The organism is Acidovorax sp. LjRoot66 (assembly GCF_964253305.1).
Classification (GTDB): Bacteria; Pseudomonadota; Gammaproteobacteria; order Burkholderiales; family Burkholderiaceae_C; genus Acidovorax.
Genome location: NZ_CAXUQU020000001.1, coordinates 129,993 through 147,755, shown reverse-complemented (window position 1 = coordinate 147,755; position 17,763 = coordinate 129,993). Strand labels below are relative to the sequence as shown.

At 68.1% G+C, this 17,763-nt stretch carries 16 protein-coding genes; 5 read left to right on the top strand and 11 right to left on the bottom strand.

Annotated elements, in window-relative coordinates; translation table 11 throughout:
• Genes ACSQ3Y_RS00695 through ACSQ3Y_RS00675 form a run of 5 tightly spaced genes read left to right on the top strand, consistent with a single transcriptional unit; the run spans nucleotide 1 to nucleotide 5,144 of the window.
• Complete coding sequence (locus tag ACSQ3Y_RS00695; protein ID WP_436176108.1) at nucleotides 1-1,281, top strand: TRAP transporter large permease; 1,281 nt, start codon at nucleotides 1-3, stop codon at nucleotides 1,279-1,281.
• Between the two features lie 56 nt (nucleotides 1,282-1,337).
• Nucleotides 1,338-2,342 carry a TRAP transporter substrate-binding protein gene (locus tag ACSQ3Y_RS00690; RefSeq protein WP_057200629.1) on the top strand — a complete coding sequence of 335 codons (1,005 nt, stop codon included), beginning with the start codon at nucleotides 1,338-1,340 and terminating at the stop codon, nucleotides 2,340-2,342.
• Nucleotides 2,343-2,400: 58 nt separating this feature from the next.
• Nucleotides 2,401-3,294 (top strand): shikimate dehydrogenase, encoded by an 894-nt coding sequence (locus ACSQ3Y_RS00685; protein ID WP_436176107.1) that lies wholly within the window; start codon nucleotides 2,401-2,403, stop codon nucleotides 3,292-3,294.
• A gap of 36 nt (nucleotides 3,295-3,330) precedes the next feature.
• Nucleotides 3,331-4,224 (top strand): 4-hydroxyphenylpyruvate dioxygenase, encoded by an 894-nt coding sequence (locus tag ACSQ3Y_RS00680; protein ID WP_436176106.1) that lies wholly within the window; start codon nucleotides 3,331-3,333, stop codon nucleotides 4,222-4,224.
• A 14-nt stretch (nucleotides 4,225-4,238) separates the two neighbouring features.
• Nucleotides 4,239-5,144, top strand: coding sequence for a sugar phosphate isomerase/epimerase family protein (locus ACSQ3Y_RS00675; RefSeq protein ID WP_057200631.1), 906 nt, complete (start codon nucleotides 4,239-4,241; stop codon nucleotides 5,142-5,144).
• Between the two features lie 12 nt (nucleotides 5,145-5,156).
• On the opposite strand, the gene ACSQ3Y_RS00670 is transcribed toward ACSQ3Y_RS00675, so the two are convergent.
• The 11 genes from ACSQ3Y_RS00670 to ACSQ3Y_RS00620 form a co-directional block, all read right to left on the bottom strand.
• On the bottom strand, nucleotides 5,157-5,612 hold the full coding sequence (locus ACSQ3Y_RS00670) for a nuclear transport factor 2 family protein (protein ID WP_057200632.1): 456 nt from the start codon (nucleotides 5,610-5,612) through the stop codon (nucleotides 5,157-5,159).
• 5 nt (nucleotides 5,613-5,617) lie between these two features.
• Complete coding sequence (locus ACSQ3Y_RS00665; protein WP_057200633.1) at nucleotides 5,618-6,400, bottom strand: SDR family NAD(P)-dependent oxidoreductase; 783 nt, start codon at nucleotides 6,398-6,400, stop codon at nucleotides 5,618-5,620.
• Nucleotides 6,397-6,942 carry a DUF3833 domain-containing protein gene (locus ACSQ3Y_RS00660; protein WP_057200634.1) on the bottom strand — a complete coding sequence of 182 codons (546 nt, stop codon included), beginning with the start codon at nucleotides 6,940-6,942 and terminating at the stop codon, nucleotides 6,397-6,399. Before ACSQ3Y_RS00660 ends, ACSQ3Y_RS00665 begins: the two co-directional genes overlap by 4 nt.
• A complete protein-coding gene (locus tag ACSQ3Y_RS00655; RefSeq protein ID WP_436176105.1) occupies nucleotides 6,942-8,237 on the bottom strand; it encodes an MFS transporter in 1,296 nt (431 codons plus the stop codon). Before ACSQ3Y_RS00655 ends, ACSQ3Y_RS00660 begins: the two co-directional genes overlap by 1 nt.
• Entirely contained in the window at nucleotides 8,234-8,779 is a 546-nt protein-coding gene (locus ACSQ3Y_RS00650) for a chalcone isomerase family protein (RefSeq protein ID WP_057200827.1), read from the bottom strand. Before ACSQ3Y_RS00650 ends, ACSQ3Y_RS00655 begins: the two co-directional genes overlap by 4 nt.
• A gap of 9 nt (nucleotides 8,780-8,788) precedes the next feature.
• Nucleotides 8,789-10,009 carry an SAM-dependent methyltransferase gene (locus ACSQ3Y_RS00645; protein WP_057200636.1) on the bottom strand — a complete coding sequence of 407 codons (1,221 nt, stop codon included), beginning with the start codon at nucleotides 10,007-10,009 and terminating at the stop codon, nucleotides 8,789-8,791.
• Nucleotides 10,010-10,054: 45 nt separating this feature from the next.
• Nucleotides 10,055-10,834, bottom strand: coding sequence for a DUF1365 domain-containing protein (locus ACSQ3Y_RS00640; protein ID WP_057200637.1), 780 nt, complete (start codon nucleotides 10,832-10,834; stop codon nucleotides 10,055-10,057).
• Nucleotides 10,834-12,144: an NAD(P)/FAD-dependent oxidoreductase gene (locus ACSQ3Y_RS00635; protein WP_436176104.1), complete on the bottom strand. Its 1,311-nt coding sequence runs from the start codon at nucleotides 12,142-12,144 to the stop codon at nucleotides 10,834-10,836. The genes ACSQ3Y_RS00640 and ACSQ3Y_RS00635 overlap by 1 nt, the downstream gene beginning before the upstream one ends.
• Nucleotides 12,145-12,388: 244 nt before the next feature.
• Nucleotides 12,389-12,973 carry a glutathione peroxidase gene (locus tag ACSQ3Y_RS00630; RefSeq protein WP_082604041.1) on the bottom strand — a complete coding sequence of 195 codons (585 nt, stop codon included), beginning with the start codon at nucleotides 12,971-12,973 and terminating at the stop codon, nucleotides 12,389-12,391.
• A 349-nt stretch (nucleotides 12,974-13,322) separates the two neighbouring features.
• On the bottom strand, nucleotides 13,323-14,531 hold the full coding sequence (locus ACSQ3Y_RS00625; protein WP_436176103.1) for an HD-GYP domain-containing protein: 1,209 nt from the start codon (nucleotides 14,529-14,531) through the stop codon (nucleotides 13,323-13,325).
• A gap of 106 nt (nucleotides 14,532-14,637) precedes the next feature.
• Nucleotides 14,638-17,748 carry an efflux RND transporter permease subunit gene (locus ACSQ3Y_RS00620; protein WP_057200640.1) on the bottom strand — a complete coding sequence of 1,037 codons (3,111 nt, stop codon included), beginning with the start codon at nucleotides 17,746-17,748 and terminating at the stop codon, nucleotides 14,638-14,640.
• Nucleotides 17,749-17,763: the final 15 nt, after the last annotated feature.

The following is a 17,763-nucleotide window of genomic DNA, read 5'->3' as shown; positions in this document are numbered from 1 at the left end:
ATGACCGTCGCCATCTTCCTCGGATCCCTGCTGCTCGCCATGGCGATCGGCATCCCCATCGCCTATGCGCTGCTGCTCAGCGGCGTGGCGCTGATGTGGCACCTGGACCTGTTCGACGCGCAGATCCTGGCGCAGAACGTCATCAATGGTGCCGACAGCTTTCCCCTGCTGGCCGTTCCTTTCTTCATGCTGGCCGGCGAGATCATGAACGTCGGCGGCCTGTCGCGGCGCATCGTCAAGCTCGCGCTGACACTGGTGGGGCACGTGCCTGGCGGTCTGGGCTACGTAGCCATCATGGCCGCTGTGCTCCTGGCCGCCGTCTCGGGCTCGGCCGTGGCCGATGCCGCAGCCCTCGCCTCGCTGCTGCTGCCGATGATGGTGGCTGCCGGGCACGACAAGGCCCGCTCTGCCGGCCTGATCGCATCGGCCGGCATCATCGCCCCGGTCATCCCGCCTTCCATCGGCTTCGTGATCTTCGGCGTGGCCGCCAACGTGTCCATCAGCAAGCTGTTCCTCGCGGGCATCGTGCCCGGCGTGCTGCTGGGCCTGTCGCTCGCGGTCACCTGGTGGTGGCTGGTGCGCAACGAAAAAGTACAGCCCCCGCCCAAGGCTTCGCGCGCCGAACTGCTCAAGGCGCTGCGCGAAGCCGTCTGGGCCCTGGGCCTGCCCCTCATCATCCTGGTGGGCCTGCGCATGGGCGTATTCACCCCGACCGAGGCGGCCGTGGTAGCTGCCGTGTATGCCCTGCTGGTGGCGATGTTCGTTTACCGCGAGATCGGCGTGCGCCAACTGGCAGGCATCTTCCAGGCCTCGGCCCGCACCAGTGCCATCGTGATGTTCCTGGTGGCTGCCGCCATGGTCTCGGCCTGGCTGATCACTGTGGCCGACCTGCCCACCAAGGTCATCGGCATGCTGGAGCCTTTCATGGGCAACCAGACGCTGCTGCTGGTGGCCATCATGGTGCTGGTGATGGTGGTGGGCACGGCGATGGACATGACGCCCACCATCCTCATCCTGACCCCGGTGCTGATGCCGGTGGTCAAGGCCGCCGGCATCGACCCGGTGTACTTCGGCGTGCTGTTCATCATCAACAACGCCATCGGGCTGATCACGCCGCCGGTGGGCACGGTGCTCAACGTCGTGGCCGGGGTGGGGCGCATCTCCATGTACCAGGTCACGCGTGGCGTGCTGCCTTTCATGCTGGCCCAGTTCTTCGTGATGTTCCTGCTGGTGGTGTTCCCCTCCATCGTCATGGTGCCGCTGCGCTGGCTCACCGGCTGAAACTGTCACCGTCGTCGTTCCGTTCTGCTACCCACTACACCAAGGAGACTTTCATCATGAACCTCGTGAAGACCCTGCTGGCCACGGCCCTGGTCGCTGCATCGCTGCTGTCCGGCGCCCACGCCCAGGAGCGCACCATCAAGTTCGCCTTCCAGAACCAGAAGGAGCACCCTCAGGCCCAGGGCGCGCAGAAGTTCGCCGACCTCGTGGCCGCCAAGACCAATGGCCGCATCGCGGTCAAGCTCTTCCCCGGCGGCACGCTGGGCGGTGACCTGCAGACCGTCTCGGCGCTGCAGGGCGGCACGGTGGAGATGACCGTGCTCAACGCCGGCATCCTCTCCGCCCAGACCAAGGAATTCGGCATCTACGACTTCCCCTTCCTGTTCGCCTCGCCGCAGGAAGCCGATGCTGTCACCGACGGCCCCTTCGGCAAGAAGCTGCTCGACAAGCTGCAGGCCAAGAACCTGGTGGGCCTGGGCTACTGGGAGCTCGGCTTTCGCAACCTGACCAACAGCAAGAAGCCCATCACCAAGGCAGAGGACATCGCCGGCCTCAAGATCCGCGTGATCCAGTCGCCGATCTACATCGACATGTTCAACGCACTGGGCGCCAACGCCGTGCCCATGCCCTTCCCCGAGCTCTACACCGCCATGGAGCAAAAGGCGGTGGACGGCCAGGAGAATCCGTTCTCGACCATCCTCTCGTCCAAGTTCGCCGAGGTGCAAAAGCACCTCACGATCACGCGCCACATGTACAACCCGCAGGCCGTCATCGTCAGCAAGAAGTTCTGGGACAGCCTGAACCCGGCGGACCAGAAGGCTGTTACCGAAGCCATGGCCGAGGCCACCACCTTCCAGCGCAGCGTCTCGCGCTCGCAGGCCGATGTGGCGCTGGAGGAACTCAAGAAGGCCGGCATGCAAGTGACCGAGTTCTCGCCGGCCGAGGTCGACAAGCTGCGCGCCAAGGTCAAGCCCGTGGTGGAAAAGCACAGCGACAAGGTCGGCGCCGAGACGGTGCAGGAGGTCTACGCCACGCTGGCCAAGCTGCGCGGCGGCAAGTAATCCGGCAACCCGCATGGTCCCGGCTTCGGCCAAGGCCATGCGGCAAGGCCTGTATCCCATGGACACCCTGCTTCTCGACTCCCCGCCCACCATGTCTTCCACAAGCCCCCGCAAGGTACTGATCGGGCTGATCGGTGCAGGCATCCAACAATCGCTGTCGCCCGCGCTGCACGAAGAAGAAGCGCGGCACCACGGCATGCGCCTGCACTACCAGCTGATCGACCTGGACCGATCCGCATCTTCGCCCGCGCAGCTGCCCACCCTGCTGTCGGCGGCACGCATCATGGGCTATGCCGGCTGCAACGTGACCTATCCCTGCAAGCAGGCCGTAATCGCGCATCTCGACGACTTGTCCGAGGAGGCGCGGGCCATGGGTGCCGTGAACACCGTGGTAGTGCAGGATGGCCGGCTGGTGGGGCATAACACCGACGGCTCGGGCTGGGCCTGGGGTTTTCAACGCGCATTGCCAGAGGCCGATCTGGCCCATGTGGTGCTGCTGGGCGCAGGCGGTGCTGGCGCGGCCATTGCCCATGCCGTGCTGCGGCTGGGCGCGCAGCGCCTGGCCATCGTGGATGCGCAGCCCGAGCGCGCCGCGCAACTGGCGGCGGACGTCAATGCGCTCTACGGTGCAAGGGCCCGTGCCAGCGACATCGCCACTGCCATGGCGCAGGCCACGGGGCTGATCCACGCCACGCCCACCGGTATGGACAAACTGCCCGGCGTGCCTCTGGATGTGGGCCTGCTGCGCCCCGCCATGTGGGTGTCCGAGGTGGTGTACTTCCCGCTCGAAACGGCCCTGGTGCAGGCCGCACGCGCCCTGGGTTGCCGAGTCTCGGACGGCGGCGGCATGGCCGTGGGCCAGGCCGTCGGGGCGTTCGAATTGTTCACCGGCGTCGCCCCCGATCCTGCGCGCATGGATGCGCACTTTCGCCAACTGGTCACCAGGCGCTGACCCGGTGCGTCCACCCTTTCTCAAGGAGCCCCGCCCATGAGCCCCCCGATGACGGCCGACCGTGAATCCCTGGGCAACCTGCCCAACCCCCTGGGCCTGCAGGGCGTGGAGTTCATCGAATACGCCACGGCCCGCCCCCAGGCACTGGGCCAGGCGCTGGAGCGCATGGGCTTCAAGCCCGTGGCGCGCCACCGCTCGCGCGAGGTGCTGCTGTACCGCCAGGGCGGCATGAACATCATCGTCAACGCCCACCAGGGCGACGAGCCGGCCCGTGACGCGCAGGCGCCCGGTGATGCCCCGGTGCTGGCCGCCATTGCCTTTCGCGTCGGCAATGCTGCCGCCGCTTACCGGCGCGTGCTGGAGCTCGGCGCCTGGGCCGTGCATACCGAGGTCGAGGTCATGGAGCTCAACATCCCGGCCATCCACGGCGTGGGCACCAGCCGCATCTACTTCGTCGACCGGCACCGTGAGTTCTCGATCTACGACGTGGACTTCGTACCGATACCGGGGGCGGACCCACGCCCGCCAGCCCAGCACGGCCTGCACCTGTTCGGCCTGGTGCAGTACATCGGCCTCGATCGGCTGGCCGACTGGACCGCCTTCTATGGTGAGCTGTTCGGCTTTGCCGAGCTGCCGCCCGAGCAGAGCTTTGGCGTGCTCACGCAGGGGCGCATCCTCGCCAGTCCCTGCGGCACGCTGTACTGGCAGCTCATCGAGCCGCTGATCGACGCGCTCGATGCCGACCCCGGCGAACTGCTGCAGCGCGTGGCCTTCGGCACGGGCGACGTGCTGGCCACGGTGGCAGCCCTGCGCGCACAAGGGGTGGATTTCGTCGAATCGCCCACGGGCGTGCACAGCGAAGTCCGAGGAGCGCTTACGCGTGCCGATGCGGGTGGCGCCAGCTTCGAGCTGGTGCTCGACCCGCGATGAAAACGGCACTCCCCATGCGCGCCCAGGCCATGCAACGCAACGTCGCCGATTTCGGCATGGACACCATCAGCCTCGCCGGTCCGCTGGAGGCCAAGCTGGCCGCCGTGAAGGCCGCCGGCTTCGGCCAGATCATGCTGGCCGCGCGCGACCTCGTCGGCCACCCCGAGGGTATCGACGCTGCCGTGCAGGCGGTGCGCAGCAGCGGCCTGCGCGTCACGGGCTTTCAGGTGCTGCGCGATTTCGAGGGGCTCTCGGGCCACCTGCACAGCTACAAGCTGGGCATCGCCCAGCAGATGATCCTCATGGCGCGCGCGCTGGGCACCCGGGTGCTGCTGGCCTGCAGTTCCACTTCGCTGCATGCCACGGACGATCCCGAAGCGATTGCGCGCGACCTGCGCAAGCTGGCCATGCTGGCGCTGCCCCACGGTATCCGCATTGCGTTCGAGGGCCTGTCCTGGGGCCGGCACATCAACGAGGTGCACCAGGCCTGGGCCGCGGTGCAACGGGCCGATTGCCCCAACCTGGGCCTGGCCATCGACTCCTACCACCAGTTCGCCACCAGCACGCCGCTCGAAGCCCTGGAGGGCGTGGACCCGGAGCGCATTTACCTGGTGCAGCTGTCGGACTTCATGTGGCAGGAGACGCGCACGGTGCAGGAGCGCATCGACACGGCGCGGCACTTCCGCGTGTTCCCGGGCGAGGGCGTGCACAGCCAGGCGCTGGTCGATTTGGTGCGCAAGCTCGACGGCTTGGGCTACCGGGGCGACTACAGCTTCGAGGTCTTCAACGACGACTACCAGCAACTGCCCCTGCCCTATGTGGCCGGCCGCGCCTGGAACAGCGCGGTGTGGCTGGCCGAAGGCGTGCTGCAGCGTGCCGTGCCCTTGCCTGGGCATCTGCGTCTGCAAGCGCGTCCGTGACGACGGCTGTGCTCAGCTGTTGGCGCGTTTCTTGAGCCAGCGCATGAGCCCACCCACCACGGGCAGCTTTTCGTACAGCTCCTCGGCTGCATCCCAGTAGTCGCGGTGCAGCGTGACCAGGCCCTGGTCGTCGAACACCAGGTGCGAGGCGCCGCGCACCGTCTGTGCCACGCCCTTGTGGAAATTGCGGAAGGCGAACAGGAACTCCCAGGTCAGGAAGCACTGCTGCCCCTGCACCACGCGGCCCGTCACCACGAAGCGCGGCTGCTCCAGCGCCACGAACATGTGCTCGAAGATGTGCCGGATGGCGGGCAGGCCCTGCACCTCGTTGAACGGGTCCTTGAAGCGCGCATCGGCCGCATACAGGCGGCCCAGTGCCGCCACGTCGGCCGGGGCCAGGGTCTCGAAAAAGGCGATCACGCGGGTGACGGCTTCTTCGGTGGATGGGGTGGTGTCTGGCGGCGGCATGGGGCTCACAGTCCGGTGAACTTGCGAATGGCCGGAAAGTACCACCCATACGGCAGCACGCGCAGCATCTTCATCACGCGCGTGAAGCGCTTGGGGAAGTGGATGTCGAACGCGCCTTGCCCCCAGCCCTTGAGGATGGCCGTGGCCGCCTCTTCGGGCGTGATCAGCGCGGGCATGCGAAAGTCATTGCCCTCGGTGAGCGGCGTGGCCACGAAGCCGGGGTTGACCACGCTCACGCCCATGCCCAGGCCGTGCAGGTCCAGGTACAGTGCCTCGGCCAGGTTGATCAGCGCCGCCTTGGTCGGGCCGTAGGCCAGGCTCTTGGGCAGCCCGCGAAAGCCGGCCACGCTGCTGACCAGGCTCACATGCCCGGGGCGGCCCGACTGTGCGGCGGCCAGCATGTCTGGCAGCACGGCGGCCAGCAGGTGCAGCACGCCTGTGTAGTTCACCTGTTCGTGGCGCAGCATCACGGGCAGGTCGAACTCCGTGGCTCGCATGTGGTGGTAGGTGCCTGCGCAGTAGCACACCAGGTCCAGCGGTCCACCCGCCAGCACCTGGGCTGCGGCCGCCTTCACGGCCTCCGGTACGGCGGTGTCCAGCGGCAGGGCGACGCTGCCAGGGTGCTGCACGGCGAACGCGTTGAGCGCCGCTTCGCTGCGGGCCGAGACGATGACCTCGGCCCCGCGCGCATGCAGGGCCGATGCCGTGGCCCGGCCGATGCCGCTGGAGGCGCCCACCAGCCAGGCCCGGCGGCCCTGCCAGTCGCGCAGGCGGGGATTCAGGCTCATGGCGCCCGCCGGGTGAACGACAGCGTGATCTCGCCCAGCCGCACGCCGAACTTGCTCATGGTGGCGCGGTTGAGCATCACGCGCTCGTCCATGAGGTACATCCAGTCGTCCAGGTCCACGTGGTAGACCGTGCCATCCACGGGCAACGCCAGCGTGTAGTTCCAGCGGAAGGCGTTGCCGCGCACCTGCCCCACGGCCTGGCCGATCACGTCGCCGGCCGTGCCTGTGTAGCGGCCATCGGCCTCACGGGTGAGGCGCCAGATGCGCCGCTCCGTGCTGCCGTCCGAATAGGTGAAGGCCTCGTCCAGCACGCCCTGGTTGCCCGTCCACTGGCAGTTCATGACCACGGTGAAGCGTTTGACGATCTTTCCGCTGCGGTCCTGGAACATGCCGTGCGCGTCGATCACGCCATTGAAATACTGCGCCAGGTCGAGCACGGGCTTTTCGGCCGCGTAGTCGGCCAGGTTCTGGCCCGCGCAGCCCGACAGCGCCACGGGGGCGGCCACGGCGGCCGCCGAAAGGAGTAACAAGCGTCGCTGCATCATGGTTTGCCTTGGAGGGATGGAATGGCTGCGGCAAGGGGTGATTGCCGCAGGATCAGGAAGTACAGCGCTGCCGCGGCCACCAGCTTCAAGGCGCAGGGCAGCACGGCATAGGCCAGGCCCAGCGTCTGCAGACCCTCTGCGCTGCGCGTGCCGGGCGTGTAGCCCAGTGCGTCGAGCAGGGGCAGGGCCAGGCCTGCGGCGAGTGCCAGGTTGAGCTTGGTGGCAAAGTTCCACCAGCCGAAGTAGGCACCCTCGTGCTGGCCGCTGTCGCCTTCGGCCGCCACCACCCCGGCCAGCAGGGCTCCGGGCAAGGCGAGGTCGGTGCCCAGGGCCACGCCCGAAAGCGCGCACACGGCAAGGAAGGGCATGCTGTCGCCAGTGCCGAGCCCAGCCGTCCAGCCAAACACGGCCACGGCCAGCAGCATGCCCCCCAGCCAGGTGCGGGCCAGCCCCCAGCGCGCCACGGCGCGCAGCCACAGCGGGATCGAGAGCGCTGCGCAGAGGAAGTACGCGGCCAGGAACATCGGCTCCTGGCCCGGCGGGGCCTGCAGCCGGTCCTGGATGAAGAACAGCACCAGTGTGGCCGGTACGGCGCTGGCAATGCCGTTGAGCACGAACACCGCCAGCAGGCGGCGAAAGGCGGGCCGCGTCCAGGGCCGCCAAAGGTCTGCACGGTCTGTGGCGTGTGGCGCAACTGGCGCGGGCCGGGGTGCGCGCAGCCACGCCAGCCAGCCCAGCACCAGGGCGGCCGCAAACACGCCCAGCATCACCGGCAGGCCCAGCAGCGCGGGCAGTACCGAGGCGAGCACCACGCCCACCAGGGCCGCGCCCTCGCGCCAGGCGACGATGCGGCTGCGCTGCAGCTCGTCACCGCCCAGGCGCGCACCCCAGGACTGGTGCGCAATGCCGAGCTGGCTGTAGGCCAGGTAGGTGACCAGCAGGCAGACCAGCGCCCAGGCCGCGAGCGCGCCCTGGCCCTGCACCTTGGGGAAGAACAGCGCGGTGAGCCCGACGGCCAGCACCACGGCCGAGACCGCCCCCGTGGAGAGAACCGCCAGCGGCGAGCGCTCGAACAGCCGGTCGGCCCAGCGGCCGAGCAGCGGGTCCGAGACGGCATCGAACAGGCGCGCGGCCAGCAGCACACCGCCCAGCGTAGCCAGCGGCATGCCGAACTCACGCGCGTAGTGGTTGGGCAGCAGCACGTACAGCGGCAGCGCCACGAAGGCCAGCGGCAAGCCGAGCAGGCCATAGGCCAGCCCCTGGCGCCAGGGCAGCAGCGCGCCGGCGGTCACGGCGTCCCCGCAGCAGAGGGTGCAGCGATCAGCGCCTGGCGCAGCGCCGGCTCGGAGGTGCGCGGCGACAGCCAGATGCCGAAGAACAGGCGCGAGAACTCGGGGTCCTTGACCTCGCCCACGACCTGCCCGCCCATCTGGAACACGGCGCCCGCCCCGGGCTGGTAGATGCCGGTGAGCTGGTCGCCCGCCTTCACGTCGGGCAGGGCGGCCTGCAGGGCCTGTTGCCAGCGTGTGGCCTGGGCGGGGGTGAAGCGGCCCACGCGGCGCATTTCCTGGATGGAGCGCCCGGCAATCGCTTCGGCCGTGAAATCCCGCTGGTACGCCAGCTGGAGCACCAGGGGTTGGGCGGTGTAGTCGCTGGCGTCAAAGCCGGGGCTCACCCACAGCTGGGCGCTGTAGATTTCAAAGCCCAGGAAGCGCAGCGTGCCCTGGCCGGCCTGGCGCAGGCCGGCCAGCGGCGCTGCAGCCGGCGCCTGCGCCAGGGCCAGGCCCGGGCAGAGCAATGCCAGGACCAGGGTGAGCACGGCGGCTTGCGTCATGGCCATGGCTCAATCTCGCACCAGGGTGTACTGCACGAGGTTGATGTTGGCCATGGCAAAGGCCGCTTCGCAATAGGCCAGGTAGAACTCCCAGATGTGCAGGAAGCGCTGGTCGAAGCCGAGCTGCAGGATCTGCGCACGCTGGGCCAGAAAGCGCTCGCGCCAGCGCCTGAGGGTCTCGGCATAGTCCTGGCCGAAGGCGAACTCATCCACCACGCGCAGGCCGGCGGCCTCGGCCTCGCGGCGGAACTCGCGCGGGCAGGGCAGGCAGCCGCCCGGAAAGATGTACTGCTGGATGAAATCGGTGGAGCTGATGTAGCGCTCGAACAGGCCGTCGTCGATCACGATGCTCTGGATGCAGGCCTTGCCGCCGGGCTTGAGCAGGCGCCGCACGGCCTGAAAATAGGTCGGCCAGTATTCGCGGCCCACAGCCTCGATCATCTCGATGGAGCAGACCGCGTCGTAGGGCCCGTCGGTGATGTCGCGGTAGTCCTGCAGGCGCAGATCGGCCTTTGCGGCCACGCCGCTCGCGTCCATGCGCTGGCGCGCAAACTCCAGCTGCTCGGTGGACAGCGTCACGCCGGTCAGCGAGGCGTCGAACTCGGTGGTGGCCATCTCGGCCAGCGCGCCCCAGCCGCAGCCGATCTCCAGCACCCGGTCGCCCGCTTGCACGCCCGCCATGCGCAGGGCGCGGCGCACCTTGGCATGCTGGGCGGCGCGCATGTCGCCACCGGCATCGCCCTCGAACCAGGCCGACGAGTAGTTCATCGTGTCGTCCAGCCACAGCGTGTAGAAGGCATTGCCCAGGTCGTAGTGGGCGTGGATGTTCTTCTGGCTGTTGGCGCGCGTGTTGCGGTTGAGCAGGTGCTTGATGCGGTACAGCAGCCGCCCGGCCCAGCTGCCATAGATCACACCCTCCACCTGCTGGCGGTTGGCGATGAACACGCGCAGCAGGTCCGTGAGGTTCGGCGTGGTCCAGTCGCCAGCGATGTAGCTCTCGGCAACGCCGATGTCGCCGGACTTGAGGGCTGCCTTGCAGACGTTCCAGTTCCTGAGCGTGATGGCCGCTGCCGGCCCGTCGCCATGGTGGTTGCCGAAATGCTGCAGCGTGCCGTCGGGCAGTTGCACCGTGAGGCTGCCGTGTTGCAGGCGCTGCATCAGGCGCAGGGCCGTGCGGGCGGCGGCAGGGGTGCCCCTTGGCAGGGCGGGTGCGAGGGTGGTGCTGTTCATGGCGGGCCGGATGGAAGAGGGGTTTCGGGACGGTGCGTGCCGGGCTCAGCGGGTCACGGCGGAGGCGGGGGCCGCGGGCTTGCGGTGAAAGCGCACCCGCTTGGCCCACAGACGGAGGGCCTGCCAGTGGATGCGGGCGATCACCGCCAGCGTCATCGCCGGGTAGCCCCACAGCGCCTGGCGCAGGGTCTCGCGGGTGATGGGCGAGAGCGTACCGCTCACGCTGGTCTGCAGCAGCGGGCCGCTGGCGTCGTCGTGGTCGATGCGCACCACGGTGCGCTCCTGCCCGCCCTGCACCGTGCGCAGGAAGCGGAAACGGTAGCCGCCGCTGATGTCGCAGAACGGCGAGACGTGGAACACCTTGCGCGCATGCTGCTCGGCGCCGTAGCGCGGCTGGTCCAGCAGATAGCAGTGGCGCTCGCCAAAGGTGTTGTTGACCTCGACCACGATGGCGCGCAGGCTGCCGTCCGGGCGGTGGCAGTACCAGAAGCTCACGGGCTTGAAGGTGTAGCCCAGCACGCGCGGGTAGCAGTGCAGCCAGACCTCGCCCGTGGCGTCCGCGATGCCTTCGGAGCGCAGCAATTCGTCGATCCAGGCGAGTGCACCGCCCTGGGCGTCGCTGCGGCCGTCGCCATGGTCGGCATCGTGAAAGCTGATGGCGCCCCTGCGGTTCACGGCCAGCAGCCCGGCTGCCTGTGCGCGCAGTGAGCGCATGGGCAGCATCAGGAAGAAGGTGGGGTAGGCAAATGCATGCCGCTGGGGGCGCAGGCGCGTATGGCGCACCTGGCCAAAGCCCAGCAGCGGCTCGGCGGTGCGGGTGTCCATCAGGCGGCCTCCGCCAGCGGTGCCGGCTTGCGGGCCAGCAAGTGCTCGGCCACGGCCAGGCCCGACTTCAGCCCGTCTTCATGGAAGCCATAGCCCGTCCAGGCGCCGCAGAACCAGGTGCGTTCACGGCCCTGGAGCTGCGCGACGCCCTTTTGCGCACGGATGGCCGCCAAGTCGAAGACCGGGTGGGCATAGTCGTAGCTGCCGATCACCTGGTCGGGGGCGATCTCGCCCACCGGGTTGAGCGAGACAACGACCGGCTGCGCGAAGGGCACGGGCTGCAGCTGGTTGATGAGGTAGTGCAGGCACACGCGCGCCGACTCACGGCTGCGCTCGGGTGCGCGTTCGTAGTTCCACGCGGCCCAGGCGGCACGGCGTTCGGGCAGCACCGAGGTGTCGGTGTGCAGCACGGCGCGGTTGGCCTGGTAGCGGATGGCACCCAGCACCGCGCGCTCCTGCAGCGTGGGCTGGGCCAGCAGCGCCAGCGCCTGGTCCGAGTGGGTGGCCAGCACCACCTGGTCAAAGCGCTCGGTGTTGCCGGTAGTCACCACGCGCACGCCCGCAGCGTCGCGCTCGATGCGGCGCACGGGGGTGTCAAGGCGCTTGTCTTCGATGCCCGCCACGATCTTGTCCACATAGTGGCGCGCGCCACCGGCCACCGTCCACCACTGGGGCCGGTCGCTCACCTGGATCAGGCCGTGGTTGTGGCAGAAGCGGATCATCGTGGCCACCGGGAACTGCAGCATCTGGTCTGTGGGGCAGCTCCAGATGCAGCCCAGCATGGGCAGGAAGTACCAGTCGCGGAACGCGTCGCCAAAGCGGTGCTCCTTGAGGAAGTCGGCCAGGGGCTGCATCAACGCGGCGTCGGCCTGGGCTTCGGCCAAGCGCGTGCACAGCCGGTTGAAGCGCAGCAGATCGCGCAGCATGCCCAGGAAACGCGGGTTCACGAGGTTGCCGCGCTGGGCGAACACGGTAGACAGGTTCGTGCCGCTCCACTCCAGCGTGCGCCCGCCGCCCAGGGCCTGCGGTACTTGCACCGAGAACGACATGTCGGATTTGGCGGTTTCCACGCCCAGGTCGGCCAGCAGGCGGATCAGGTTCGGGTAGGTGCGCTCGTTGAAGACCAGGAAACCCGTGTCGACGCCGCAGTGCACGGCGTCGCCCTCGGGGCCCGGCAGGGTCACGTCCACCGTGTGGGTGTGGCCGCCGAAATAGCTGCCCGCTTCGTAGAGGGTGATGTCGGCCTGGCCGCGCAGCCGGTGGGCCACGGCCAACCCGGAAATGCCGGAGCCGACGATGGCGATCTTCATGGCCGGCTCCCTCTGGCCGGCAGGCTGAATAAAAAAGTTGCGAAGCGTCCCGAAACGAATAAGAGAGGGAGGGAGGAGAAGCGCTCCAGGAGAACAGTCGGAACCTGTGGGACCGAAAGGCTTCGCAACGTTAAAACGGGGGGACGCTCAACACGTCCTTGCTGTGGATAGAGTAAGGGCGTTCTGCAGAAGTTCCAGAGCTTCTCCTGCATTTTTTTGAAGAAATGTAAAGAAAACATTACGTTCACCGAGTTGGTGCAGTGGCCAGCTGTTGTTCGATGGCGCGGACCAGTCCCTTGCTGTCCGGCGCGGTGAGGCTGGTGTAGCTGTCCACCAGCTTGCCGTCGCGGCCCAGCAGGTACTTGTGGAAGTTCCAGCGCGGCGGGCCGGACATCTGGGCCAACTGGCGAAACAGCGGCGAGGCGTCGGCACCGGTCACCACGCTCTTGGCGAACATCGGAAACTTCACGCCGAAGGTGTTTTCACAGAAATCCGCAATCTGCTGGTTGTTGCCGCTTTCCTGCGAGAAGTCGTTGCTGGGAAAGCCCAGCACCACCAGGCCCTTGTCCTTGTAGCGGGCATAGAGGTCTTCGAGGCCCTTGTACTGCCCCGTGAAACCACAGAAGCTGGCCGTGTTGACCACCAAGACAACCTTGCCGCTGTACTGGCACAGCGATTGCGGCTTTTCATCCTGCAACCGGGGGAAGGTGTGCTGCAGCGTGGCTGGGCAGGATTCGGGCGGGGCCGCGAAGGCGGAGGGAGCGAAGCCGAAAAACAGCAGGGCACCCGTGGCATGGGCCAGGGCCAGAAAGCGCGGGAATTGGGTCATGGGGACACCTGCCTAGTTGGATGGGGCCAATTTAACCAATGAATCATATTTTGTCCACATAAGTTTTTATTTGTACTGATTGGTATTTGCGTGGAATTGCCGGTCGATGCCTCGGCCCGACCGGCGCGGGGGACCCAACCCACAGCGCTGCGATTGCCGCCTGCCTGCACGGTAGTACGCGCCCCGGGACCTTTCGGATGCGCGCGCCTCCCCAGCGGCCAGGCAGGCAGCCGCGCAAAGGGGTGGAAGGTGACCGCCATGGTGGACCTGGGCAGAGGTGCCGTCCAGCAATGGATGGTGTGGCGCAGTGGCCGTGCAGGCCCTGCGGGTGCCGGCCTGCGCCGCAGGCTCAGACGAGAGGGAGCAGCCGGTTGAGCGACAGCTGGACGCGCACGTCCTTGTGCGCGACCACGCCAACGATCTTCCACTGGGGCTGGGAGGTGTCACGGGGTATCAGCTCACCGGTGGGCATGCCCAGCCGGTTGGTGACCACGGCCACGCGCGGCGTGGTGCCGCTGGCGCCACGGCGCAGCACCACGGCGACTTCCTGGCTGGCGAGCTTCACGAAGGCCCCCGGCGGGTAGATGCCCAGGGCCTTGACCAGGGCGGCGCCGGCCTCGTCGACCTTTTGTTCCTCGTCGTAGTAGCTGGCCTGCATGGCGGCGGTCACCGGCATGGGCGAGCGCGCAGCGCGCGGCGCCAGCCGGGCACCGAAGACGTCGGCCCGCTGGATCAGCCGGGCCATCTGCAGGCCGGGGCTCTTTTGGCCGAACGCACCCGGGGTGCGGTGGTGGTGGTGGCGCACGGCCTCCAGCCACAACTCGCTGTGCACGCCCAGTTCGCGCAGCAGTGCTTCGGAGCGGGCCGCGTGGTCCTCCACGGCAGTGATCTGGGCCGAGGTCAGGGGCTGGGTCTGCTGGGCCAATTGGTCCTGCAGCTCGGTCATGGCGATGTTCATGGAGAGGGCTGCCTGCCCCACCACCTGCACCTGGGCCGGGGGCCAGCGCAGCATTTCCTTGGCCACCACCATGCAGACGCAGGCCACCAGCATGGCGTGGGTGCCGCTGTACATGCGCGTCTCCTGCGCCGACAGGTAGATCAGCGCCAGCAGCGTGGCATCGGGCGACTGTTCGCAGTTGCGCGCCAGTTCGGCATGCAGGGGCTGGAAGCGGTCCGGAAAATCGGCGGCATGCGGGCTGCGCAGCAGCCGGGTCGCGCGGTCCTGCAGGGCGGGCCAGTCCACCACATAGGGCGGGGCATCGCGCTCGCGCGGGGCGGCCTGGGCACCGGCAGTCATCTTGATGGACGCCAGTTGCCCGAGGTTGGTGTCCTGCCGCAGCATGCGCTGCAGCTGGGCGACGTAGGCGCGGTAGCTCTCGCCGGACTCTTCCACGTCCACGCACAGCTGCCGGCCCCGGGCCAGCATGGTGCCCAGTTCATCCTGCGACTGCACCACGAAGCCCTTCTGGGCCAGCAGCGCGCCGTCGGAACCCCGCAACGCGAATGGCAGGGGGTGGCCGAGCTGGATGGAATCGACGTTGATGGTGACGAGGTTCATAGCGGTACGCCATTATCCCGCCGTGCCGGCACTGTTAAAGGGCGCAAACCCGGGTGGTTGGCGCCCTTTTTGCACGGATTCGGGGCCCGCGTACGGGCCCCCGTCGTCAGGGAATCGCCGGCGCCTCCTGCGGCCTGGATGCGGGGGCCTTGGGCGGCAGGCCGCGCAGGCGCCGCAACATGCGGCCGAACCACTGGCCCACGTCGTCCACGCCCGTGAACACGGCCGGGATCACCAGCAGGCTCAGGAAGGTCGAGGTGATCAGCCCGCCGATCACTGCCACCGCCATCGGTGAGCGGAAGCTGGCATCCGCCGCGCCGAAGCCCACGGCAATGGGCAGCATGCCCGCGCCCATGGCCAGGGTGGTCATGATGATCGGGCGCGCGCGCTTGTGGCAGGCGTCGATCAGCGCCTCGAAGCGCGTCATGCCATGCTCGCGCCGCGCCAGGATGGCGTACTCCACCAGCAGGATGGAGTTCTTGGTGGCAATGCCCATGAGCATGATGAGCCCGATCAGCGAGGGCATCGAGAAGCTCTTCTGTGCGATCAGCAGGCCCACGAAGGCCCCGCCCAGCGATAGCGGCAGCGCTGCCAGGATGGTCACCGGGTGCAGGAAGTCCTTGAACAGCAGCACCAGCACGATGTAGATGCACAGCACGCCGGTGAGCATGGCCAGCCCGAAGCTGGCGAACAGCTCGCCCATGACCTCGGCGTCGCCGATGGTGATCTGGCGCACGCCGGGCGGCAGGTTCTTGATGGACGGCAGCAGGTCCACGGCCTTGGTCACGTCGCCCAGGGGCAGGCCCGAGAGTTCGATCTCGAAGTTCACGTTGCGCGCGCGGTCGTAGCGGTCCACCACGGCCGGGCCGCCGCTGAACTCCAGCGTGGCCACCTGGCCGAGCATCACCGGGCCTTTGGCGCCGGGCACGGCCAGGCGTTCGAGCAGCGACAGGTCCTTGCGTGCATCGTCCTGCAGCTTGACGACGATGGGCACCTGGCGCGAGGCCAGGTTCAGCTTGGGCAGCGACACGTCGTAGTCGCCCACGGTGGCGATGCGCAGGGTCTCGGCGATGGCGCTGCTGGTCACGCCCAGGTCGGCGGCGCGCGCAAAGTCGGGGCGCACGGCGATCTCCGAGCGGATCAGGCTGGCGGTGGATGACACGCTGCCCAGGCCGGGGATGGTGCGCAGGTCCTTCTCGACGGCCAGGGCCGCCGTCTGCAGCGCCTGCGGGTCGTCGCCCGTGAGCACCAGCACGTACTTCTCACCCGAACCCCCCAGGCCCACCTTGCTGCGCACGCCGGGCAGGCTCTCCAGCGCGGCGCGGATCTGGTTCTCGATGCCCTGCTTGCGCGGCCGGTCCCCCCTGTCGGCCAGCAGGATGGTGAGCGTGGCCTTGCGCGTCTCGGCGTTGGCGCTGCCCATGAAGGGGTCGGAGCCCGCCGAGCCGCCACCGATGGTGGTGTACACGCTCTTGACGTGGTTCACCGCCGCCACGCGCTGGCGCGCATCCTCGGCCACCGTGCGGGTCTGCGCCAGCGTGGCGCCGGGCGGCAGCTCCAGGTAGACCTGGGTCTGCGAGTTGTCGTCCGGCGGGATGAAGCCCGTGGGCAGCAGCGGGATCAGCGCCAGCGAGCCGATGAAGAAGGCACCCGTGGCAATAAAGGTGATCCATCGGTGCTTGATGCACCATGCCGCCCAGCGCAGGTACACGCCCATCCAGCGCGGGTCCTTGTGCTCGCCCACGATGGGCTTCAGGATATAGGCCGCCATCATGGGCGTGAGCACCCGCGCCACCACCAGGCTGGCGAACACCGCCAGCGCCGCCGTCCAGCCGAACTGCTTGAAGAACTTGCCGGCGATGCCGCTCATGAAGGCGGTGGGCAGGAACACGGCGATCAGCGTGAACGTGGTGGCCACCACGGCCAGGCCGATCTCGTCGGCCGCTTCCATGGCCGCCTGGTAGGGCGTCTTGCCCATGCGCAGGTGGCGCACGATGTTCTCCACCTCCACGATGGCATCGTCCACCAGGATGCCGACCACCAGCGACAGCGCCAGCAGCGTGATCACGTTGATCGAGAAGCCCAGCAGGTACATGCCGATGAAGGCCGGGATCACCGACAGCGGCAGCGCCACGGCCGAGACAAAGGTCGCGCGCCAGTCGCGCAGGAACAGCCACACCACCAGCACGGCCAGCAGTGCGCCTTCGTACAAGAGGTGCATGGAGCCGTCGTATTCCTCCTGCACGGGGGTCACGAAGTTGAAGGCTTCGGTGATCTCCAGGTCCGGGTGCTGGGCGCGCATCTCGGCCAGGGCCGCCTGCACGGCACCGCCCACTTCCACCTCACTTGCGCCCTTGCTGCGGGCCACCTCGAAACCCACCACGGGTTTGCCGTTGAGCAGGGCCATGGCGCGCGGATCTGCAAAGGTGTCGGACACCGTGGCCACCTGGTCCAGCCGCACATGGCGGCCGTCGGACAGCGACAGCGTGAGGCCCGCGAGTTCCTGGGCCGACTGCACGGTGGCCAGGGTGCGCACGGGCTGCTCGCTGCCGCCCAGGTCGGTGCGGCCGCCCGCACTCTCGGTCTGCACCAGGCGCAGCTGGCGCGAGACGTCGGCCGCCGTGGCGCCCAGCGCCTGCAACTTGATGGGATCGAGCGCCACGTGCACCTGGCGGTCGACGCCGCCCACGCGGTTCACGGCACCCACTCCGCGCACGGCAAGCAGCTTCTTGGCGATGTCGTTGTCGACGAACCAGGACAGGGCCTCGTCGTCCATGCGGCGCGAGGCGATGGTGAAGGCCAGCACCGGCTGGGCCGCCAGGTCCATCTTGGTCACGATGGGGTCGCGCACGTCGCCGGGCAGGTCGCCGCGCACGCGCGCCACGGCCGAGCGCACGTCATCGAGCGCTTCCTGCGTGGGCTTTTCCAGCCGGAATTCGGCGGTGATGGTGGCGCCGCCGTCCTGCACCTTGGTGTAGATGTGCTTCAGGCCCTGCAGCGTGGCGATCGCGCTTTCGACCTTGCGCGCCACGTCGTTTTCGAGCTGTGCGGGCGAGGCTCCGGGCAGCGACACGGTCACCGAAATGGTGGGCAGGTCGATGTCTGGAAAATTCTGTACCTTCATGCCATTGAACGACAGCAGGCCGCCGAAGGTCAGCAGCACGAACAGCATCAGTGCCGGTATGGGGTTCTTGATCGACCAGGTAGACACATTCATGGTGAATGCTCCTTC